This is a genomic window from Pseudomonas japonica, from assembly GCF_900188455.1.
Classification (GTDB): Bacteria; Pseudomonadota; Gammaproteobacteria; order Pseudomonadales; family Pseudomonadaceae; genus Aquipseudomonas; species Aquipseudomonas japonica.
Genome location: NZ_FZOL01000001.1, coordinates 463,890 through 480,416, shown reverse-complemented (window position 1 = coordinate 480,416; position 16,527 = coordinate 463,890). Strand labels below are relative to the sequence as shown.

17 protein-coding genes are annotated in these 16,527 nt (G+C 65.6%); 7 read left to right on the top strand and 10 right to left on the bottom strand.

Annotated features, from left to right (window positions below):
* Positions 1–2: 2 nt before the first annotated feature.
* The 6 genes from pabB to CHB99_RS02030 form a co-directional block, all read right to left on the bottom strand.
* Complete coding sequence (gene pabB, locus CHB99_RS02055) at positions 3–2,012, bottom strand: aminodeoxychorismate synthase component I (RefSeq protein WP_042122785.1); 2,010 nt, start codon at positions 2,010–2,012, stop codon at positions 3–5.
* 3 nt (positions 2,013–2,015) lie between these two features.
* A complete protein-coding gene (locus tag CHB99_RS02050) occupies positions 2,016–2,348 on the bottom strand; it encodes a chorismate mutase (RefSeq protein ID WP_042122784.1) in 333 nt (110 codons plus the stop codon).
* A gap of 16 nt (positions 2,349–2,364) precedes the next feature.
* Entirely contained in the window at positions 2,365–3,633 is a 1,269-nt protein-coding gene (locus CHB99_RS02045) for an aminotransferase class I/II-fold pyridoxal phosphate-dependent enzyme (protein ID WP_052419393.1), read from the bottom strand.
* A complete protein-coding gene (locus tag CHB99_RS02040; protein WP_052419392.1) occupies positions 3,630–4,475 on the bottom strand; it encodes a N5-glutamine methyltransferase family protein in 846 nt (281 codons plus the stop codon). Before CHB99_RS02040 ends, CHB99_RS02045 begins: the two co-directional genes overlap by 4 nt.
* The gene (locus tag CHB99_RS02035; RefSeq protein ID WP_042122782.1) at positions 4,472–5,902 is read right to left on the bottom strand and encodes an FAD-dependent oxidoreductase; all 1,431 of its coding nucleotides are present in this window, start codon (positions 5,900–5,902) and stop codon (positions 4,472–4,474) included. Before CHB99_RS02035 ends, CHB99_RS02040 begins: the two co-directional genes overlap by 4 nt.
* Before the next feature lie 378 nt (positions 5,903–6,280).
* Positions 6,281–6,949, bottom strand: coding sequence for a LuxR C-terminal-related transcriptional regulator (locus tag CHB99_RS02030; RefSeq protein WP_052419391.1), 669 nt, complete (start codon positions 6,947–6,949; stop codon positions 6,281–6,283).
* A 364-nt stretch (positions 6,950–7,313) separates the two neighbouring features.
* Between CHB99_RS02030 and CHB99_RS02025 the strand changes: the two genes are divergently transcribed.
* The 5 genes from CHB99_RS02025 (at position 7,314) to CHB99_RS02005 (ending at position 11,496) form a co-directional block, all read left to right on the top strand.
* The gene (locus tag CHB99_RS02025; protein ID WP_042122780.1) at positions 7,314–8,096 is read left to right on the top strand and encodes a transporter substrate-binding domain-containing protein; all 783 of its coding nucleotides are present in this window, start codon (positions 7,314–7,316) and stop codon (positions 8,094–8,096) included.
* A gap of 65 nt (positions 8,097–8,161) precedes the next feature.
* On the top strand, positions 8,162–8,890 hold the full coding sequence (locus tag CHB99_RS02020) for an ABC transporter permease (protein ID WP_042122778.1): 729 nt from the start codon (positions 8,162–8,164) through the stop codon (positions 8,888–8,890).
* Positions 8,887–9,597 carry an ABC transporter permease gene (locus tag CHB99_RS02015; RefSeq protein WP_042122777.1) on the top strand — a complete coding sequence of 237 codons (711 nt, stop codon included), beginning with the start codon at positions 8,887–8,889 and terminating at the stop codon, positions 9,595–9,597. Before CHB99_RS02020 ends, CHB99_RS02015 begins: the two co-directional genes overlap by 4 nt.
* Positions 9,598–9,605: 8 nt before the next feature.
* Positions 9,606–10,721 carry a succinylglutamate desuccinylase/aspartoacylase family protein gene (locus CHB99_RS02010; protein WP_042122776.1) on the top strand — a complete coding sequence of 372 codons (1,116 nt, stop codon included), beginning with the start codon at positions 9,606–9,608 and terminating at the stop codon, positions 10,719–10,721.
* Between the two features lie 10 nt (positions 10,722–10,731).
* Complete coding sequence (locus tag CHB99_RS02005) at positions 10,732–11,496, top strand: ABC transporter ATP-binding protein (protein ID WP_042122775.1); 765 nt, start codon at positions 10,732–10,734, stop codon at positions 11,494–11,496.
* A gap of 39 nt (positions 11,497–11,535) precedes the next feature.
* On the opposite strand, the gene CHB99_RS02000 is transcribed toward CHB99_RS02005, so the two are convergent.
* From CHB99_RS02000 to CHB99_RS29385, 3 genes are all read right to left on the bottom strand, one after another.
* A complete protein-coding gene (locus tag CHB99_RS02000; RefSeq protein ID WP_042122773.1) occupies positions 11,536–11,760 on the bottom strand; it encodes a hypothetical protein in 225 nt (74 codons plus the stop codon).
* A 112-nt stretch (positions 11,761–11,872) separates the two neighbouring features.
* Entirely contained in the window at positions 11,873–12,439 is a 567-nt protein-coding gene (gene dcd, locus CHB99_RS01995) for a dCTP deaminase (protein ID WP_042122772.1), read from the bottom strand.
* 129 nt (positions 12,440–12,568) lie between these two features.
* Positions 12,569–12,763 (bottom strand): hypothetical protein, encoded by a 195-nt coding sequence (locus tag CHB99_RS29385; protein WP_141137233.1) that lies wholly within the window; start codon positions 12,761–12,763, stop codon positions 12,569–12,571.
* Positions 12,764–12,774: 11 nt separating this feature from the next.
* On the opposite strand from CHB99_RS29385, the gene CHB99_RS01990 reads away from it, so the two are divergent.
* The gene (locus tag CHB99_RS01990; RefSeq protein WP_042122771.1) at positions 12,775–12,987 is read left to right on the top strand and encodes a cold-shock protein; all 213 of its coding nucleotides are present in this window, start codon (positions 12,775–12,777) and stop codon (positions 12,985–12,987) included.
* Between the two features lie 176 nt (positions 12,988–13,163).
* On the opposite strand, the gene apbC is transcribed toward CHB99_RS01990, so the two are convergent.
* Complete coding sequence (apbC, locus tag CHB99_RS01985; protein WP_042122769.1) at positions 13,164–14,258, bottom strand: iron-sulfur cluster carrier protein ApbC; 1,095 nt, start codon at positions 14,256–14,258, stop codon at positions 13,164–13,166.
* A 155-nt stretch (positions 14,259–14,413) separates the two neighbouring features.
* On the opposite strand from apbC, the gene metG reads away from it, so the two are divergent.
* Positions 14,414–16,456 carry a methionine--tRNA ligase gene (metG, locus tag CHB99_RS01980; RefSeq protein WP_042122768.1) on the top strand — a complete coding sequence of 681 codons (2,043 nt, stop codon included), beginning with the start codon at positions 14,414–14,416 and terminating at the stop codon, positions 16,454–16,456.
* Positions 16,457–16,527 lie beyond the last annotated feature (71 nt).

Below are 16,527 nucleotides of genomic sequence, written 5' to 3'. Positions count from 1 at the left end.
TCTCACCTCCTGATGCTGTGGAACGGAACGCTGGCCTTGACCAGCGTCTCGTGCATTTCCTGCTCGGGGTCCGAGGCCGCGACGATGGCGCCACCGATGCCGAAGCAGGCGATGCCGTCGCGGAGCACCGCGGTGCGTATGACGATGCTCAGTTCGGTGTGCCCGTCGAGGCCGATCCAGCCCAGGGCACCGGCGTACACGCCACGCGCCGAAGCTTCCAGACGGTCGATGATCTGCATGGTCCGGCGCTTCGGCGCGCCGGTCATGGAACCACCGGGAAAACAGGCGCGGATCGCCGCGAAGACATCGACGTCGGCGCGCAGCCGCCCCTCCACGGTGGAGACCAACTGGTGCACCGAGGAATAGCTTTCGATGGCAAAAGCCTTCGGCACCCGCACCGTTCCCGGCACGCAGATGCCGTTGAGGTCGTGGCGCACCAGGTCGACGATCATCAGGTTCTCCGCACGGTCCTTGGCCGAGCCGGCGAGGTCTTCGCGCAGCAGCCGGTCGATCTCCGGGGTGCAGCCACGCGGGCGGGTGCCCTTGATCGGCCGCGACTGGACCCGAGCATCGCGGTCGATGCGCAGGAAGGTCTCCGGCGAAGCGCTGAGAATGGCGAAGTCACCCGTGTCGATGAACGCACCATAGGGCACCGGGCTGATCGCCCGCATGCGCTGGTAGACGCGCAGCGGTGCTTCGGTACAGGGCATGCGCGCGCGATTGGTCAGACAGATTTCATAGGACTCGCCATCGACGATCTGTTGCAGGCAGGCATCCACCTTGGCCTGGTAGGTGCTGGAACAATCGGCCAGTCCCAGGGCGGCCTCGGCCACCGGCCCCGGAAAGTACTCGGGGACCTTGCCCGGCTCGGCCTGGCGCGACGGGCGCAGGCTCAGGCGCTCACCCCACAGGTGGCAGAGCCAGGCCTGGTCGCGATGGTGATCGAACACCAGGAAGTTCTGCGGCAGGTAGAACAGCGCGTCGGGCAGGTCCGAAACATGGATGTTGTCCGCACCGGTCAGCGCCTTGAGCTCGTAGCCCAGGTAGCCCACCAGGCCACCGGTGAAGGGAAACGGCGCCGGCACCCCGCTCGCGGGACGCAGGCGCGCCACAATGCCGCTCATCAGCGCGAAAAAATCGCCGCGCAGCACGCTGTGTCCTCCGGGGCCCTCGATGCGCAGTTGGCGACGCTCGACGTCATAGCGGAAAACCAGCGCCGAACCCGGATCGCAGGCCCCCATCAGCGAATAGCGGGCCTGGCCCGGGTCGGCCAGTTCGCTGTCCAGCCAGAAGGCCGCGGCAGCGTCGCCAAACTGGCTGGCGAAGGCGTCAAACGGCGCCGGCAGCGGCGCCAGCGCCTGGTAATCGACCTGCAGCCGGGTTGGCCCGCCAGCGGCAGCCAGGGCTGCGGCGATCGCCTCCTGCCCGGGCTGTCCGCGCCCTTCGTCAACCAGGCGAACGAAGTTGCGCAGGATCTGCTGGCCAAACTGCGAATCGATGGATTCGGGATGGAACTGCACACCCCAGATCGGCCGTTCGCGATGGGCCAGGCCCATGACCAGGCCGCAGGCCGAGCGCGCGGTGATCGCCAGGCAGTCCGGCACTTCGGTGCAGACCAGCGAGTGATAGCGCACCACCTCGAAATCCTGCTCGATGCCGGCGAACAGGTCGTCGGCGCTATGGCGGATGCGCGTGCGATAGCCGTGTACCGGCCGCGGTGCGCGCTCCACCCTGCCGCCGAAAAAGCAGTTGATGCCCTGGTGGCCCAGGCAGACCCCGAGCAGGGGCACGGTCGCGCGCTCCAGCACCTCGCGGCAGACCCCGAAGTCGGCGGCCCGCGCCGGATGCCCCGGTCCCGGCGACAGCACCACGGCATCGAAGCGCGCCAGGTCGAGCTGTTCGAAACGCCGGGTGTTGGGCACCACCACCGGCTGCTCGCCGCAGACTTCGTAGAGATACTGGGCGATGTTGTTGGTGAAGGAATCGAAGTTGTCGACGATCAGCACGCGCATGTTTCAGCCCTCGCCCGAGCGCTGCAGATCGGCCATGACCCGCAGTTCCTCGTCGCAGGTCTCCTCGATGATCAACTGGAACAGGTCTTCGAGGTATTCCGCGCGCAACTGCCGTGTTCGCGACAGTTCGCGCACCCGCTCCAGGGTCGACAAGACACGCTGCGGCTGGATGACCGGCATGCCGCGACGCGCCTTGATGAGTGCGATGACCCGACAGATGGTCATGCGCTCGGCGAGCAGATCGACCAGCAGCAGGTTGATCCGGTCCAGTTGCTCGCGACAGGGCCGCAGGTCCTGGAAGCCCGCGGACGCCGGATCGAAAGGAATGCCTGACATATCGCTGCCTCCGCGTTCAACGTTGGCCGGGCGCCCGGCTCAGTTGCAGGTTGAGCTTGCGTGCCAGGCAGTCGATCTGCTCCGGACTGTGCGTCGCCGAAACCGCGCAGCGCAGCAAGGCGCGGCCGCTCTCGACGATCGGGTAGAACACCGGGAACACCACCAGCCCCGAGGCGCGCAGGGCACTGGCGGCGATGCTGCCCTGGCGTTCGTTGTCGAACAGCGCGCCGCGGATCGGCGCGCGCAGGCCACTGTTCAGCAGGGGCTGCCCGACCCGCTCGTCGAGACGCCGCAGATTGCCCCACAACGCCTGCTGCAGCGGCTGGATCTCCGAGGACAGGTGGATCTGCGCGGCGGCGACGTTGGCCGCCATCAGCGGCACCGGGATGCTGTGACCGAATACCAGGGGATTGGCCAGGGCGCGCAGTTGCCCGGCATTGGCCCCGGGCTTGAGCACGATGAAGCCGCCGGCGCCACCGAAGGCTTTGCTCAGCGAGCCGGCGATCAGGGTATTGGCCGGCAGCTCATGCCCGAGGTTCTCGAAGGCATAGCCGGCGCCATGGCGACCGGTGATGGAGATGCCGTGGGCATCGTCGACGTACAGGTAGCCGCCGTGCCCGCGCAGGCGCTCGGCGAGGGCCGCCACCGGCAGCAGGCCGGACATCGAGCCGACGCCATCGATCAGCAGCACCGGGGTCCGGCGCTCGCGGTCGCAATGGGCAAGGGCCTCGTCCAGCGCATCGCCGTCAGCGCTGTCGACCCGCTGCACCGGGCCGAACTGCGCCAGTACGCCACGCAGTACCTGCATCGAGGCATGGGCGGTACGGTCCACCAGCCACATCACCCCACCCTCGCGGGTGACATAGCCGTCCATGCCGCCGCTGCCGAGCAATGGCAGCACGCCGAGATGGGCATTGCTGGTGGAACTGAACACGGTGACGCTGCAACCGGCGTAGATATCGCCGAGCAGTTGCTCCAGTTGGCGCAGGTACACCGGGCTCATCGCCCCGCGGCTGGACGACAGGTGCACGCCGATGCGCTCCAGCGCCACCTGGGCGGCAAGGATCAGCGCCGGATGGCTTTCCAGGCCGAGGTAGGAACAGGAAACGAACTCGGTGCAGGTGCTGCCGTCCACCAGGGTCAGCTGCTTGCCGTTGCGGGCGATCACCTCGAAGCCGGTGAGGCCCTCGGCCAGCGCGCTGCCCAGCGCCTCGCTGGTGCGCTGGCGGCGGATGTTCATCCAGTTGTCATCGGTGCCGGCGGGCACCCGTGTGTAGTCGTTCATGCCGTTCTCCCCGCGGTGAAGACGGAAGGCCCCGTCGCGTCGCTGAAATCGTCGTCGTGGCAGTGCCGGATCGAGTGGAAGCCGTGCTCTTCGAGCAGACTGCCGACCTGCGCCGATTGCGCCTCGCCGTGCTCGACCAGGAGCACCCCGCCCGGGCGCAGCAGCGCCGCGGCCAGGCGTGCGCTGGCGGCGATCAGTTCGCCGCCCCGCTGCCCGGCGAAGATGGCACCCGGCGGATGATGCCCGCTCCATTCGGGCAACAACTCGGTGCCATGGGGCACGTAGGGCGGATTGCTGACCACCACATCGACGCGCCCACGGGCGTGCTCGAAAGCCTCCAGGCAGGTGATGTCCGCCGCCAGCGGGCTGACTTCGTGCCGCGCATCGAGACGCTGGATATTGCGGCGCAGGTAGGCTTGCGCGGTGCTGTCGCTGTCGACGCAGACGGTGCGCGCGGCGCTGCCAGCCCAGATCGCCAGGCCGATGGCGCCGACCCCGGCGCACAGGTCGTAGACCGTCGATTCGCGACTCAGGGCCAGGTTGCGCTCGATCCAGCGCACCATGGCCAGGCTCTGTCGGCGTGGCACGAAGGTGCCGCTGCCGACCAGCAGACGCTGCTCGCCGAAGTCGACGTAGCCGAGGATGTGGCCCAGCGGAATGCGCGCGCAGCGCTCGGCCACATCGCTGCGAAAACTGTCCAGACGCTGTGCGTCGAGGGCCCGGTCGGGGCTGAAGTGCTTGTCGGTGAGGGCCCGCAGGTCACCGAGCGGATCCCACACCCCGGCGCCGTCGAGTTTGCGCAGGGCCATGGCCTGATGGTGTTCGAACGCACAGAGAATCATGACCAGGCCTCGTAGTAGCGGGCCAGGCGCTCGTACATCGAGCGGTACAGCCAGGAGAAGGCCACCAGCTCAGGCGGTGGGGTGTAGCGTGGGTGCAGCGAAGTGATCAGGCGCGTGTAGTTCTCGCTCATGCCCTGATCGAGCAGCGGCATCCAGTACGGTTTGATGTTCCAGCGGTACTCGTAGCCCGTGGCGAACATCTGCCGCACCGTTTCCGCCACCGCCTCGTCCCGCGGCAGCCCGGCCAGGGGTTCGCGCAGCGGGGTGAAGCAGCTCAGGTCGAGGCTGTTGTCGAGCCCTTCGATACGGTCGGCGATCCAGCCGGCCAACAGCGGCGACTGGTGCAGACCGTCGCGGTAGGTGCCGGTGGCCAGCCACAGGCCGTCGTACTCGCAGGGCCCGATCAGGGGGAAGCCATCGGCGCTGATCGGCCGGTTGCCGACCTGGATATCGACGATGGCCGCGTCATGCAGATCGAGGTTGAGCTGGTCGACCGCGCAATCGAGGAGAAACTGCACATCGGACACCTGGGCATGGCTGCGCGGTCGCTCGGCGAGGATATTGGTCGCGCCGATATACAGCAGGTCGTCGCCACGCGGGACGCAATGCAGCCCGCAGGCGAACGCCCGGTTCGGCGTGCGGACCACCGTTCGCGGCAGGCTCTGCCCGGGCCGCTGGCGCAGGAGGATGGACACACCGTAGCCGGCGAACAGCGGCGGAATGTGCCGATGGATTTCCTCCAGGCCCTCGAGCAGTTCCAGCGAGTGCACGCCCGCGGCCACCACCACATGCCGGGCCGGCAGATGCCGGCCATCGTCGAGGGCCACGCCGGTGGCGCTCCAGCCTTCGCTGAGCACCGCGCGGGCATTGCCGTCGATGATCTCGCCACCGCAGCCGAGCAGCGCGGCGTCGAGCTTGTCCAGCAGCAGGGGCGCGTCGATGGCGTTCTCGTCGGGGATCAGCAAGGCCTGCATCGGCCGCACCAGTTCGTTGGCCCTGACCCACTCCAGTTGCTCCGGCGCCAGCGGGGTGTAGAAGGTCTGGTAGTCGCGCAGGGCCTGCTCGATGGCCGCGTAGTTGCCACTGTCGATCTCGCCCAGGCCGGCGGAATTGAGGATCACGTGGGTGCCGCAGGCGCTGAGCAGGCCGGTCGGATTGCCACTGGCGCGGCTCAGGCGCTCGCTCCAGTGCGCCCAGAGGCCCTTGGCCTGGATATCCATCGCCAGTTTCAGGCGACCAGGCTCGCTGGCCAGCAAGCCGCGGGTCACCTCGCCGAAACAGCCGTTCATGGCGCCCGCGGCGCGCGAGGCGGCATTGCGCCGGCTGACCTCGCCAACCCGGCACACCTTCAGCCCGCGGCTCGCCAGTTCGAATGCGATGGACGCGCCGACAGCACCGCTGCCGACCACAACAACGTCATGAATCATGGTTGTCTCCAGCAATTGCGAAAGCGAAAAACGGGACGGCTGGCACGCGGGGGCAGTGCCAGGAGACAAGCTGCCGGCTTGTCTCGAACCCGTCCGAAATGTCAGGGGGGGAACAGTGAGCGAACAAAGGGTGGGATTGTTCGCTCGCTGTTCGTCCACTCGACAGCACGGCGCAGACACTAGGGGCAATGGAGGTCAACAACAACTGCCGGAACAGGTAGGTTGCACGCTGTAGGAAATATCCCTGCCAATATTTCCCGATAGACGAAGTTCGCCATCGTTCGCCGCGCAATCGCTCTACAACAGTGACGTTTGCCGTGGTCGACCCAGGCCTAAACATTGCCGTCCGGCGGTCGCCACGACATGACGAACGGAGCGTCAGATCAGGCCCAGTGCCGCGGCATGGGCGGCCGCCAGCACGCGGTTGGGCGAGTCGAACTTGCGCAGGATGCTCTTGATGTGGAAGTTCACCGTATGTTCGGAAAGCTGCAGGATCCCGGCGATGCCCTTGGAGCACTTGCCATCGGCGATCCAGCGCAATATCTGGGTTTCCCGCTCGCTGAGGATGATTTTCGGTGGAATGCCTTCGACACGTTGCAGATGCTCGTCGAGCAACTCCAGCAAACTGCGCAGTTGCAACTTCAGGGGCAGGAGTTCCCGGGACTTTATCGGCCCTTTGCGCCGTGCCACGCACAGCAGTTGCCAGGCACCCTCGGCGTCGCGCTGGATGCAGGTGGCGCCGCTGGCATAGCCGTGCTCGCGCAGGTCGCCGGGGGCCTCGCCGTAGCGGTCCCAGATCAGCAGGCCCGGACGCAGGTTGATGCCGTCGCCCGGGTCGTTGCGCCAGTCGGCGGGATAGTTGCCGTTGAAGCGCGTGCGTGCCTGGCTGAACGGCAGCCGCGGGCGGCGGCCATGAGCAAAGCGCTCGAAGCCCAGGCTGCGCACCTGACGGGCGGTTTCGGCGAGCAGTTCTTCGGGAGTGCGGCAATCGTCGAAGCGCGAATTGGCGGTGAGCCACCATTGCAGGATGTCGGGGGTGGCGCTCACTGGCTGATCCTTGTCGGGTGCATGTCGGGCACGCTCCTGTGCCCTCCAGATCCAGCGCCGCGGCGACGAGGCCGGCAAAGACGCCGCAAGGCCCGGACCCTACCCAGCCGACCCCGGCACCGGCAACGCTTCCCCCCGATGCAAATGTTTCAGCATTTGACCCAGGCCGCACCGACACCACGCATGCGCCGAGCGCAGCCGCCCTGCCACGGGGCATGCGGCTTGATCGGCAAGACCACGTCAATCAACACAATCAGCGGCCCAGGCACACTGGTGCGGAACTTGCTATCACTGTGAGGTCAGGCCGCGACCGGTAACGGTGCACGGCCAACTCCAACATTCGCCGCATCTCAAGGACTACACGATGAAAAAAGCATGGCTGACGCTTTCCGCTGTTGCTCTGTGTCTGGCTGCCGGCAGTACCTTGGCCAAGGAATACAAAGAGCTGCGCTTCGGCGTCGATCCGTCCTACGCCCCCTTCGAATCCAAGGCCGCCGACGGCAGCCTGGTGGGCTTCGATATCGATCTGGGCAACGCCATCTGCAAGGAACTGAAAGTCACCTGCAAATGGGTCGAAAGTGACTTCGACGGCATGATTCCGGGCCTCAAGGCCAACAAGTTCGACGGCGTGATCTCGTCCATGACCGTCACCGACGCGCGGGAGAAAGTCATCGACTTTTCCAGTGAGCTGTTCTCCGGCCCAACCTCGCTGGTCTACAAGAAAGGCTCGGGCCTGAGCGCCGACCTGGCCTCGCTCAAGGGCAAGACCGTGGGCTACGAGCAAGGCACCATCCAGGAGGCCTACGCCAAGGCCGTGCTGGACAAGGCCGGGGTCAAGACCCAGGCCTACCAGAACCAGGACCAGGTCTATGCCGACCTGCTCTCCGGCCGCCTCGATGCCTCGATCCAGGACATGCTCCAGGCCGAGCTCGGCTTCCTGAAATCCGAGAAAGGCGCGGGCTACGAGGTGAGCGAGCCGGTGGACGACAAACTGCTGCCATCGAAGACCGCCGTCGGCATCCGCAAAGGTAACACCGAGCTGAAGGAGCTCCTGAACAAAGGTATCAAAGCGTTACACGACGACGGCACCTATGCCGAAATCCAGAAGAAGCACTTCGGTGACCTGAACCTCTACAGCGGCAAATAACCGCGCAACCGGTGCCCGCCCTGCAAAGGCGGGCACTTCTTCTTTCTGCCTTGGGGTTCGCGTCAATGCTCGACGACCTGCTCGCCCTGCTCGGGCTTTCCGCCTTCAGTCTGAAAGGCTTCGGCCCACTGCTCTGGCAGGGCACCTGGATGACCGTGAAACTGTCCTTCGTGTCCCTTCTGGTGGCGGTCGGCCTCGGCCTGATCGGCGCCAGTGCCAAGCTCTCGCCGATCCGCCTGCTGCGCCTGCCGGCGCAGGTCTACACCACGCTGATCCGCGGCGTGCCGGACCTGGTGCTGATGCTGCTGATCTTCTACAGCCTGCAGACCTGGCTCACCAGCCTCACCGACTACATGGAATGGGAATACATCGAGATCGACCCGTTCGCCGCCGGCGTCATCACCCTCGGGTTCATCTACGGCGCCTATTTCACCGAGACCTTTCGTGGCGCCATCCTCGCCGTGCCGCGCGGCCAGGTCGAGGCGGCCACGGCCTATGGCCTCAAGCGCATGCAGCGCTTCCGCTTCGTGGTCTTCCCGCAGATGATGCGCTTCGCCCTGCCGGGCATCGGCAACAACTGGATGGTCATGCTCAAGGCCACCGCGCTGGTTTCGATCATCGGCCTCGCCGATCTGGTCAAGGCCGCGCAGGACGCCGGCAAGAGCACCTATCAACTGTTCTATTTCCTGGTGGTGGCGGCGCTGATCTACCTGCTGATCACCAGTGCCTCGAACCTGGTCCTGCGCTGGCTGGAACGGCGCTATAACGTCGGCACCCGGGAGGCGCTGCGATGATCGAACTGCTGCAGGAATACTGGCGCGCCTTCCTCTACACCGACGGCAGCAACATCACTGGCCTGGCGATGACCATGTGGCTGCTCAGCGCGTCGCTGGCGTTCGGCTTCGTCGCCTCGATCCCGCTGTCCATCGCCCGCGTCTCGCGGCGTTTCTGGATACGCTGGCCGGTACAGTTCTACACCTACCTGTTCCGCGGCACGCCGCTCTACATCCAGTTGCTGATCTGCTACACCGGGATCTACAGCATCGCCGCGGTGCGCGAACAACCGCTGCTGGATGCGTTCTTCCGCGATGCGCTGAACTGCACCATCCTCGCCTTCGCCCTGAACACCTGCGCCTACACCACGGAGATCTTCGCCGGGGCGATCCGCAGCATGCACCATGGCGAAATCGAGGCGGCTAGGGCGTACGGGCTGCACGGCTGGAAACTCTATGCTTACATCATCATGCCGTCGGCACTGCGCCGCTCGCTGCCGTTCTACAGCAATGAGGTGATCCTGATGCTGCATTCGACCACCGTGGCCTTCACCGCCACCGTGCCGGATATCCTGAAAGTGGCGCGGGACGCCAACTCGGCGACCTTCCTCACCTTCCAGTCGTTCGGCATCGCGGCGCTGATCTACCTGTGCGTCACTTTCACCCTGGTCGGCCTGTTCCGCCTCGCCGAACGGCGCTGGCTGGCCTTCCTCGGCCCCGCTCACTAGGACTTTCCATGCATCACAAGACCCACGACCTGCTGGCCCCGGTGCCCGGCATCGCCCGCCAGATCCACAGCTTCCACTTCGGCCCGCGCGCCGGCGGCAAGATCTACATCCAGGCCTCGCTGCACGCCGACGAACTGCCCGGCATGCTGGTGGCCTGGCACCTCAAGCAACGTCTCGCCGAGCTGGAGACCCAGGGCCTGCTGCGCCGCGAGATCGTTCTGGTGCCGGTGGCCAACCCGGTGGGCCTGGAACAGGTGCTGATGGACGTACCCCTGGGCCGCTACGAAATGCAGAGCGGCGAAAACTTCAACCGCCGCTTCGTCGACCTCACCGACCAGATCGGCGACCAGATCGAGGACCACCTGACCCAGGACCCGCAGCACAACCTGGACCTGATCCGCGAGTACCTGCGCCGCGGCCTCGACGCCCACCCGGCGGCCACGCCACTGCAGTCGCAGCGCCTGACCCTGCAGCGCCTGGCCTGCGACGCCGACATGGTCCTCGACCTGCACTGCGACTTCGAGGCCGTCGAACACCTGTACACCACGCCGGAAGCCTGGGCCCAGGTCGAACCGCTGTCGCGCTACCTCGGCGTGCAGGCCAGCCTGCTCGCCACCGACTCCGGCGGGCAGTCGTTCGACGAGTGCTTCACCCTGGTCTGGTGGCAGTTGCAACAGCGCTTCGGCAAGCAGTTCCCGATCCCCATGGGCAGCTTCTCGGTGACCGTCGAGCTGCGTGGCCAGGGCGATGTCAGCCATCCGCTGGCCCAGGCCGACTGCGAGGCGATCCTGCAGTACCTGACCCGCTTCGGCGCCATCGAAGGCGAGCCGGCGCCGCTGCCGCCGCTGCTCTACCCGGCCACGCCGCTGGCCGCGGTGGAACCGGTGGCGACGCCGCTGGGCGGGCTGCTGGTGTTCCATGTCGCGCCGGGCGAATACCTGGAGGCCGGGCAACTGGTGGCCGAGGTCATCGACCCGCTGAACGACCGCGTCACGCCGGTGCGCAACACCCAGGCCGGCCTGCTCTACGCCCGCTCGCTGCGGCGCATGGCCAGCGCCGGCATGGTGATTGCCCATGTCGCCGGGCGCGAGGCCTACCGTAGCGGTTATCTGCTGTCGCCATGAGGGATCGTGCGTGTACAAACTGACCATCGAAGACCTGCACAAGAGTTACGGCGAGCACAAAGTGCTCAAGGGCGTCTCGCTGCAGGCGAAGACCGGCGACGTGATCAGCCTGATCGGCGCCAGCGGCTCGGGCAAGAGCACTTTCCTGCGCTGCATCAACTTTCTCGAACAGCCCGACGACGGGCGCATGACCCTGGATGGCAAGGACATCCGCATGGCCCACGACCGCCACGGCATGCACGTGGCCGACGCCGACGAGCTGCAGCGCCTGCGCACGCGGCTGGCCATGGTGTTCCAGCACTTCAACCTGTGGAGCCACCTCAGCGTGCTGGAAAACATCTGCATGGCGCCGCGACGGGTGCTCGGGGTGAGCAAGCAGGACGCCGAGGAACGGGCGCGGCGCTACCTGGACAAGGTCGGCCTGGCGTCGCGGGTCGCCGACCAGTATCCGGCGTTCCTGTCCGGCGGCCAGCAGCAGCGCGTCGCCATCGCCCGCGCCCTGGCCATGGAGCCGGAAGTCCTGCTGTTCGACGAACCCACCTCGGCCCTCGACCCGGAACTGGTCGGCGAAGTGCTGCGGGTGATCCAGGGGCTGGCCGAGGAAGGCCGCACCATGATCATGGTCACCCATGAAATGGCCTTTGCTCGCCAGGTCTCCAGCCAGGTGATGTTCCTTCACCAGGGCCTGGTGGAAGAACAGGGCCCGCCCGCCGAAGTCCTTGGCCAACCGAAGAGCGAACGCCTGCAGCAGTTCCTGCGGGGCAACCTGAAGTAACACCGATGGCCGTCGCCGGAGGTCTGTCGCCGCGCGGAATCAGGCGACCGGGGCAGGCGGTGGTTCGTCCGGCAGAGTCGGCTCCCCCGGCTCCATGGGCGGGGTTTCACCGGGCTGCGGCGGTTGCGGGGTGTCGGGGTCGGGCTGGCCTGGCACGCCACCGACCTGCATGGGCGGATGCGCCAGCAGCGACCATGCCGGCAGCCCGATCTGGTTGGGCTGCAGCAGGGCCAGCTTGGCGCTGATGGTTGGGTCGAGTTTCATTGGCTGCTCCTGACGAGAGCCGGCGCGCCTCGTGCGCGTCGGGACGGTTCATCTCGTTGGAGTGCCGAATGCCGGGGGAATTCCCCCGCTTCGTCGGATCAGGCGCTTCGTATCAGGTGCGAGGCAGGGTCACGCCACGCTGGCCCTGGTACTTGCCACCGCGATCCTTGTAGGAGACTTCACACTCCTCATCGGACTCGAGGAAAAGCATCTGCGCCACGCCCTCGTTGGCGTAGATCTTCGCCGGCAGGGTGGTGGTGTTGGAGAACTCGAGGGTCACGTGACCTTCCCACTCCGGTTCCAGCGGGGTGACGTTGACGATGATGCCGCAGCGCGCGTAGGTGCTCTTGCCCAGGCAGATGGTCAGGACGTTGCGCGGGATGCGGAAGTACTCGACGGTACGGGCCAGGGCGAAGGAGTTCGGCGGGATGATGCAGACATCGCTCTTGACGTCGACGAAGCTGCCGGCGTCGAAGTTCTTCGGATCGACGGTGGCCGAGTTGATGTTGGTGAACACCTTGAATTCGTCGGCGCAGCGCACGTCGTAGCCATAGCTGGAGACACCGAAGGAGATCAGCTTGTCGTTGCCGTCGTTGCGCACCTGGCGCTCGACGAACGGCTCGATCATGCCGTGTTCCTGCGCCATGCGGCGAATCCACTTGTCCGATTTGATGCTCATGGCGGGGGTCCTGAAATAGCGGGGTGAAAAAGGTGACGCGCATCTTACCGGGACACGCGCCGGCTTCAAAGATTTAGCCTGCATCCGCTCGCCGGACGGACCGGTGGAGGCCACGAATGCCGCCGTCAGTCATGAATTGCGCAAAAGGCCGTCGAGACCATTGGCACCTTGGAAAAAAAGGGTTAAGGTGCCGCCACTGTGCTGCACGTTGTCACTGAGAATCTCTACTTGATGCATGATTTCGATCAACCATCCATGAATTTTCTGTCTTTTTGCACTCAGTCCCGGCCAGGGCGTTCCTGAGCCGTAATCAACTTTGTCCAAGGAGACAGACCATGTCCAATCGCCAAACCGGTACCGTCAAGTGGTTCAACGATGAAAAAGGCTTCGGCTTCATCACCCCACAATCCGGTGACGACCTGTTCGTACACTTCAAAGCCATCCAGGCTGACGGCTTCAAGAGCCTGAAAGAAGGCCAGCAAGTTTCTTTCGTCGCTACCCGCGGCCAGAAAGGCATGCAAGCTGAAGAAGTTCGCGTAGAAGGCTAATCGCCCTCGTTTCGCGCTTCAAAAAACCCCGCCTCGGCGGGGTTTTTTATTGCCTGCGCGGTGCCCTCCCGTAGGAGCGCGGCTTGCCCGCGAAAGGATCGCGCAGCGGACGACCCCCGGGACCGCGTTGCGGTCCTTTCGCGGGCAAGCCGCGCGCCTACTGCCCCGCGCGGGACTCAGTCGTCGCTGACAGTGATGTTCGGCATCGCCGGTGCCGCCGCTTCCTGCAGCACCAGCCGCGCGCCCACCGAGCGCGCCAGCTCCTGGTAGACCATGGCGATCTGGCTCTCCGGCTCGGCGATCGCCGTCGGCTTGCCGTTGTCCGCCTGCTCGCGAATCAGCATCGACAGTGGCAGCGACGCCAGCAGCTCGACCCCATACTGCGTCGCCAGCTTTTCGCCGCCACCCTCACCGAACAGGTGTTCGGCGTGCCCGCAGTTGGAGCAGATGTGCACGGCCATGTTTTCCACCACGCCGAGCACCGGGATGTTGACCTTGCGGAACATCTCCACGCCCTTCTTCGCGTCGAGCAGGGCCAGGTCCTGGGGCGTGGTGACGATCACCGAGCCGGCCACCGGGACTTTCTGCGCCAGGGTCAGCTGGATGTCGCCGGTACCCGGCGGCATGTCGATCACCAGGTAGTCGAGATCGTCCCAGGCGGTCTGGGTCACCAGTTGCAGCAGCGCGCCGGAAACCATCGGACCGCGCCAGACCATCGGCGTGTTGTCGTCGGTGAGGAAGGCCATGGACATGACTTCCACGCCATGGGCCTTGATCGGCACGAACCACTTCTGCTCCTTGACCTGCGGCCGGGTGCCTTCGGCGATCCCGAACATCACGCCCTGGCTCGGGCCGTAGATGTCCGCGTCGAGGATGCCGACCCGCGCACCTTCGCGGGCCAGGGCCAGGGCCAGGTTGGCCGCGGTGGTGGACTTGCCCACGCCGCCCTTGCCGGAGGCCACGGCGATGATGTTCTTCACGTTGGCCAGCCCCGGCACCTGCGCCTGGGCCTTGTGCGCGTCGATCACGCAGTCGATGGTCACCTTGGCGGCGCTGACGCCGTCGAGCCCTTCGATAGCGGTCTGCAGCACCTGTGCCCAGCCGTTCTTGAACAGGCCGGCGGCATACCCCAGTTGCAACAGCACGCCGACCCGATCGCCCTCGATGACGATGGCGCGCACGCAGCCGGCGCTGACAGGGTCCTGGTTCAGGTAAGGGTCGGTGTATTGGCGAAGGACGGCTTCAACCGCTGCGCGAGTGACGGCGCTCATGGAGACTCCCGATAAAAGACTGGATCGAACAGGCCGCTATGCTAACCCGTGTGTCAGCGCCGGGACGTCCACGGGGTGAAAAATAGTTGCCAGCCCTTTATAGTGGCCGATCACCGTTTTTCCCTCGATAGCCGAATTAAAGTAGCCGAGCCCCCATGTCCGAGCCACGCCAGATCCTCGTTACCAGTGCCCTGCCCTATGCCAACGGTTCCATCCACCTTGGCCACATGCTCGAGTACATCCAGACCGACATGTGGGTGCGTTTCCAGAAGCACCGTGGCAACCAGTGCATCTATGTCTGCGCTGACGACGCCCACGGCTCGGCGATCATGCTGCGCGCGGAAAAGGAAGGCATCACCCCGGAACAACTGATCGACGGCGTACAGAAGGAACATGCCGGCGACTTCGCCGACTTCCTCGTCGATTTCGACAACTTCCACTCGACCCACGCCGAAGAAAACCGCGAACTGTCCAACCAGATCTACCTGGCCCTGCGCGACGCCGGTCACATCGCCACCCGTTCGGTCACCCAGTACTTCGACCCGGACAAGAAAATGTTCCTCGCCGACCGCTTCATCAAGGGCACCTGCCCGAAATGCGCGGCCGAGGACCAGTACGGCGACAACTGCGAAAAATGCGGCGCCACCTACGCGCCGACCGAGCTGAAGAACCCGAAGTCGGCGATTTCCGGCGCCACCCCGGTACTGAAGGACTCGCAGCACTTCTTCTTCAAGCTGCCGGACTTCCAGGCCATGCTCCAGGAGTGGACCCGCAGCGGCACCCTGCAGGACGCCGTGGCCAACAAGCTGGCCGAATGGCTGGACTCCGGCCTGCAGGAATGGGACATCTCCCGTGACGCGCCGTATTTCGGCTTCGAGATCCCGGGCGAGCCGGGCAAGTACTTCTACGTCTGGCTGGATGCGCCGATCGGCTACATGGCCAGCTTCAAGAACCTCTGCGCGCGCCGTCCCGAACTGGACTTCGATGCGTTCTGGAACAAGGACTCGACGGCCGAGCTGTACCACTTCATCGGCAAGGACATCGTCAACTTCCACGCCCTGTTCTGGCCCGCCATGCTCCAGGGCGCGGGTTTCCGCAAGCCGACCGCAATCAACGTGCACGGCTACCTGACCGTCAACGGCCAGAAGATGTCCAAGTCCCGCGGCACCTTCATCAAGGCGCGCACCTACCTGGACCACCTGGCGCCGGAATACCTGCGCTACTACTACGCCTCCAAGCTGGGCCGCGGCGTCGATGACCTCGACCTGAACCTCGAGGACTTCGTGCAGAAGGTCAACTCCGACCTGGTCGGCAAGGTGGTCAACATCGCCAGCCGTTGCGCCGGCTTCATCCACAAGGGCAACGATGGCGTGATGGTCGCCGGCGACGCCGCGCCGGAGCTGACCGAGGCCTTCCTCGCCGCCGCCCCGGGCATCGCCGAAGCCTACGAGGCCCGCGACTTCTCCCGCGCCATGCGTGAAACCATGGCCCTGGCCGACCGTGCCAACGCCTGGATCGCCGACAAGGCTCCGTGGTCGCTGGCCAAGCAGGAAGGCAAGCAGGACGAAGTCCAGGCCATCTGCGCCCAGGGCATCAACCTGTTCCGCCAACTGGTGATCTTCCTCAAGCCGGTGCTGCCGGTACTGGCCGCCGAGGCCGAGGGCTTCCTCAACGTCGCGCCGCTGACCTGGAACGACCACCTGACTCGCCTGGAAAACCACAAGCTGAACCCGTTCAAGGCGCTGATGACCCGTATCGAGCCGGCCAGGATCGAAGCCATGGTCGAAGCCTCCCGGGAAGACCTGGCCGCCAGCCAGAGCGCACCGGCTCCTGCCGGCAACGGCGAACTGAGCAAGGATCCGCTGTCGCCGGAAATCGAGTTCGATACCTTCGCCGCGGTCGACCTGCGCGTCGCCCTGATCCTCAAGGCCGAAGCCGTGGAAGGTGCCGACAAGCTGCTGCGCCTGACCCTGGACATCGGTGACGAGCAGCGCAACGTGTTCTCCGGGATCAAGTCGGCGTACCCGGACCCGGCCAAGCTGGAAGGTCGCCTGACCATGATGATCGCCAACCTCAAGCCACGGAAAATGCGTTTCGGCGTTTCCGAGGGGATGGTCATGGCCGCCGGCCCTGGTGGTGAGGAAATCTACCTGCTCAGCCCTGACAGCGGCGCCAAGCCGGGTCAGCGCATCAAGTAAGCCCGACGCCCCGGCCTCATCCGCCGGGGCGTTCTCATTGCCTCGTCATTGCCGGATAATGGCCTCCTGCA

Coding starts and splice junctions, on each gene's coding strand:
- pabB (WP_042122785.1), bottom strand. CDS start 2,012: ATGCGCGTGCTGATCGTCGACAACTTCGATTCCTTCACCAACAACATC.
- CHB99_RS02050 (WP_042122784.1), bottom strand. CDS start 2,348: ATGTCAGGCATTCCTTTCGATCCGGCGTCCGCGGGCTTCCAGGACCTG.
- CHB99_RS02045 (WP_052419393.1), bottom strand. CDS start 3,633: ATGAACGACTACACACGGGTGCCCGCCGGCACCGATGACAACTGGATG.
- CHB99_RS02040 (WP_052419392.1), bottom strand. CDS start 4,475: ATGATTCTCTGTGCGTTCGAACACCATCAGGCCATGGCCCTGCGCAAA.
- CHB99_RS02035 (WP_042122782.1), bottom strand. CDS start 5,902: ATGATTCATGACGTTGTTGTGGTCGGCAGCGGTGCTGTCGGCGCGTCC.
- CHB99_RS02025 (WP_042122780.1), top strand. CDS start 7,314: ATGAAAAAAGCATGGCTGACGCTTTCCGCTGTTGCTCTGTGTCTGGCT.
- CHB99_RS02020 (WP_042122778.1), top strand. CDS start 8,162: ATGCTCGACGACCTGCTCGCCCTGCTCGGGCTTTCCGCCTTCAGTCTG.
- CHB99_RS02015 (WP_042122777.1), top strand. CDS start 8,887: ATGATCGAACTGCTGCAGGAATACTGGCGCGCCTTCCTCTACACCGAC.
- CHB99_RS02010 (WP_042122776.1), top strand. CDS start 9,606: ATGCATCACAAGACCCACGACCTGCTGGCCCCGGTGCCCGGCATCGCC.
- CHB99_RS02000 (WP_042122773.1), bottom strand. CDS start 11,760: ATGAAACTCGACCCAACCATCAGCGCCAAGCTGGCCCTGCTGCAGCCC.
- dcd (WP_042122772.1), bottom strand. CDS start 12,439: ATGAGCATCAAATCGGACAAGTGGATTCGCCGCATGGCGCAGGAACAC.
- CHB99_RS01990 (WP_042122771.1), top strand. CDS start 12,775: ATGTCCAATCGCCAAACCGGTACCGTCAAGTGGTTCAACGATGAAAAA.
- apbC (WP_042122769.1), bottom strand. CDS start 14,258: ATGAGCGCCGTCACTCGCGCAGCGGTTGAAGCCGTCCTTCGCCAATAC.
- metG (WP_042122768.1), top strand. CDS start 14,414: ATGTCCGAGCCACGCCAGATCCTCGTTACCAGTGCCCTGCCCTATGCC.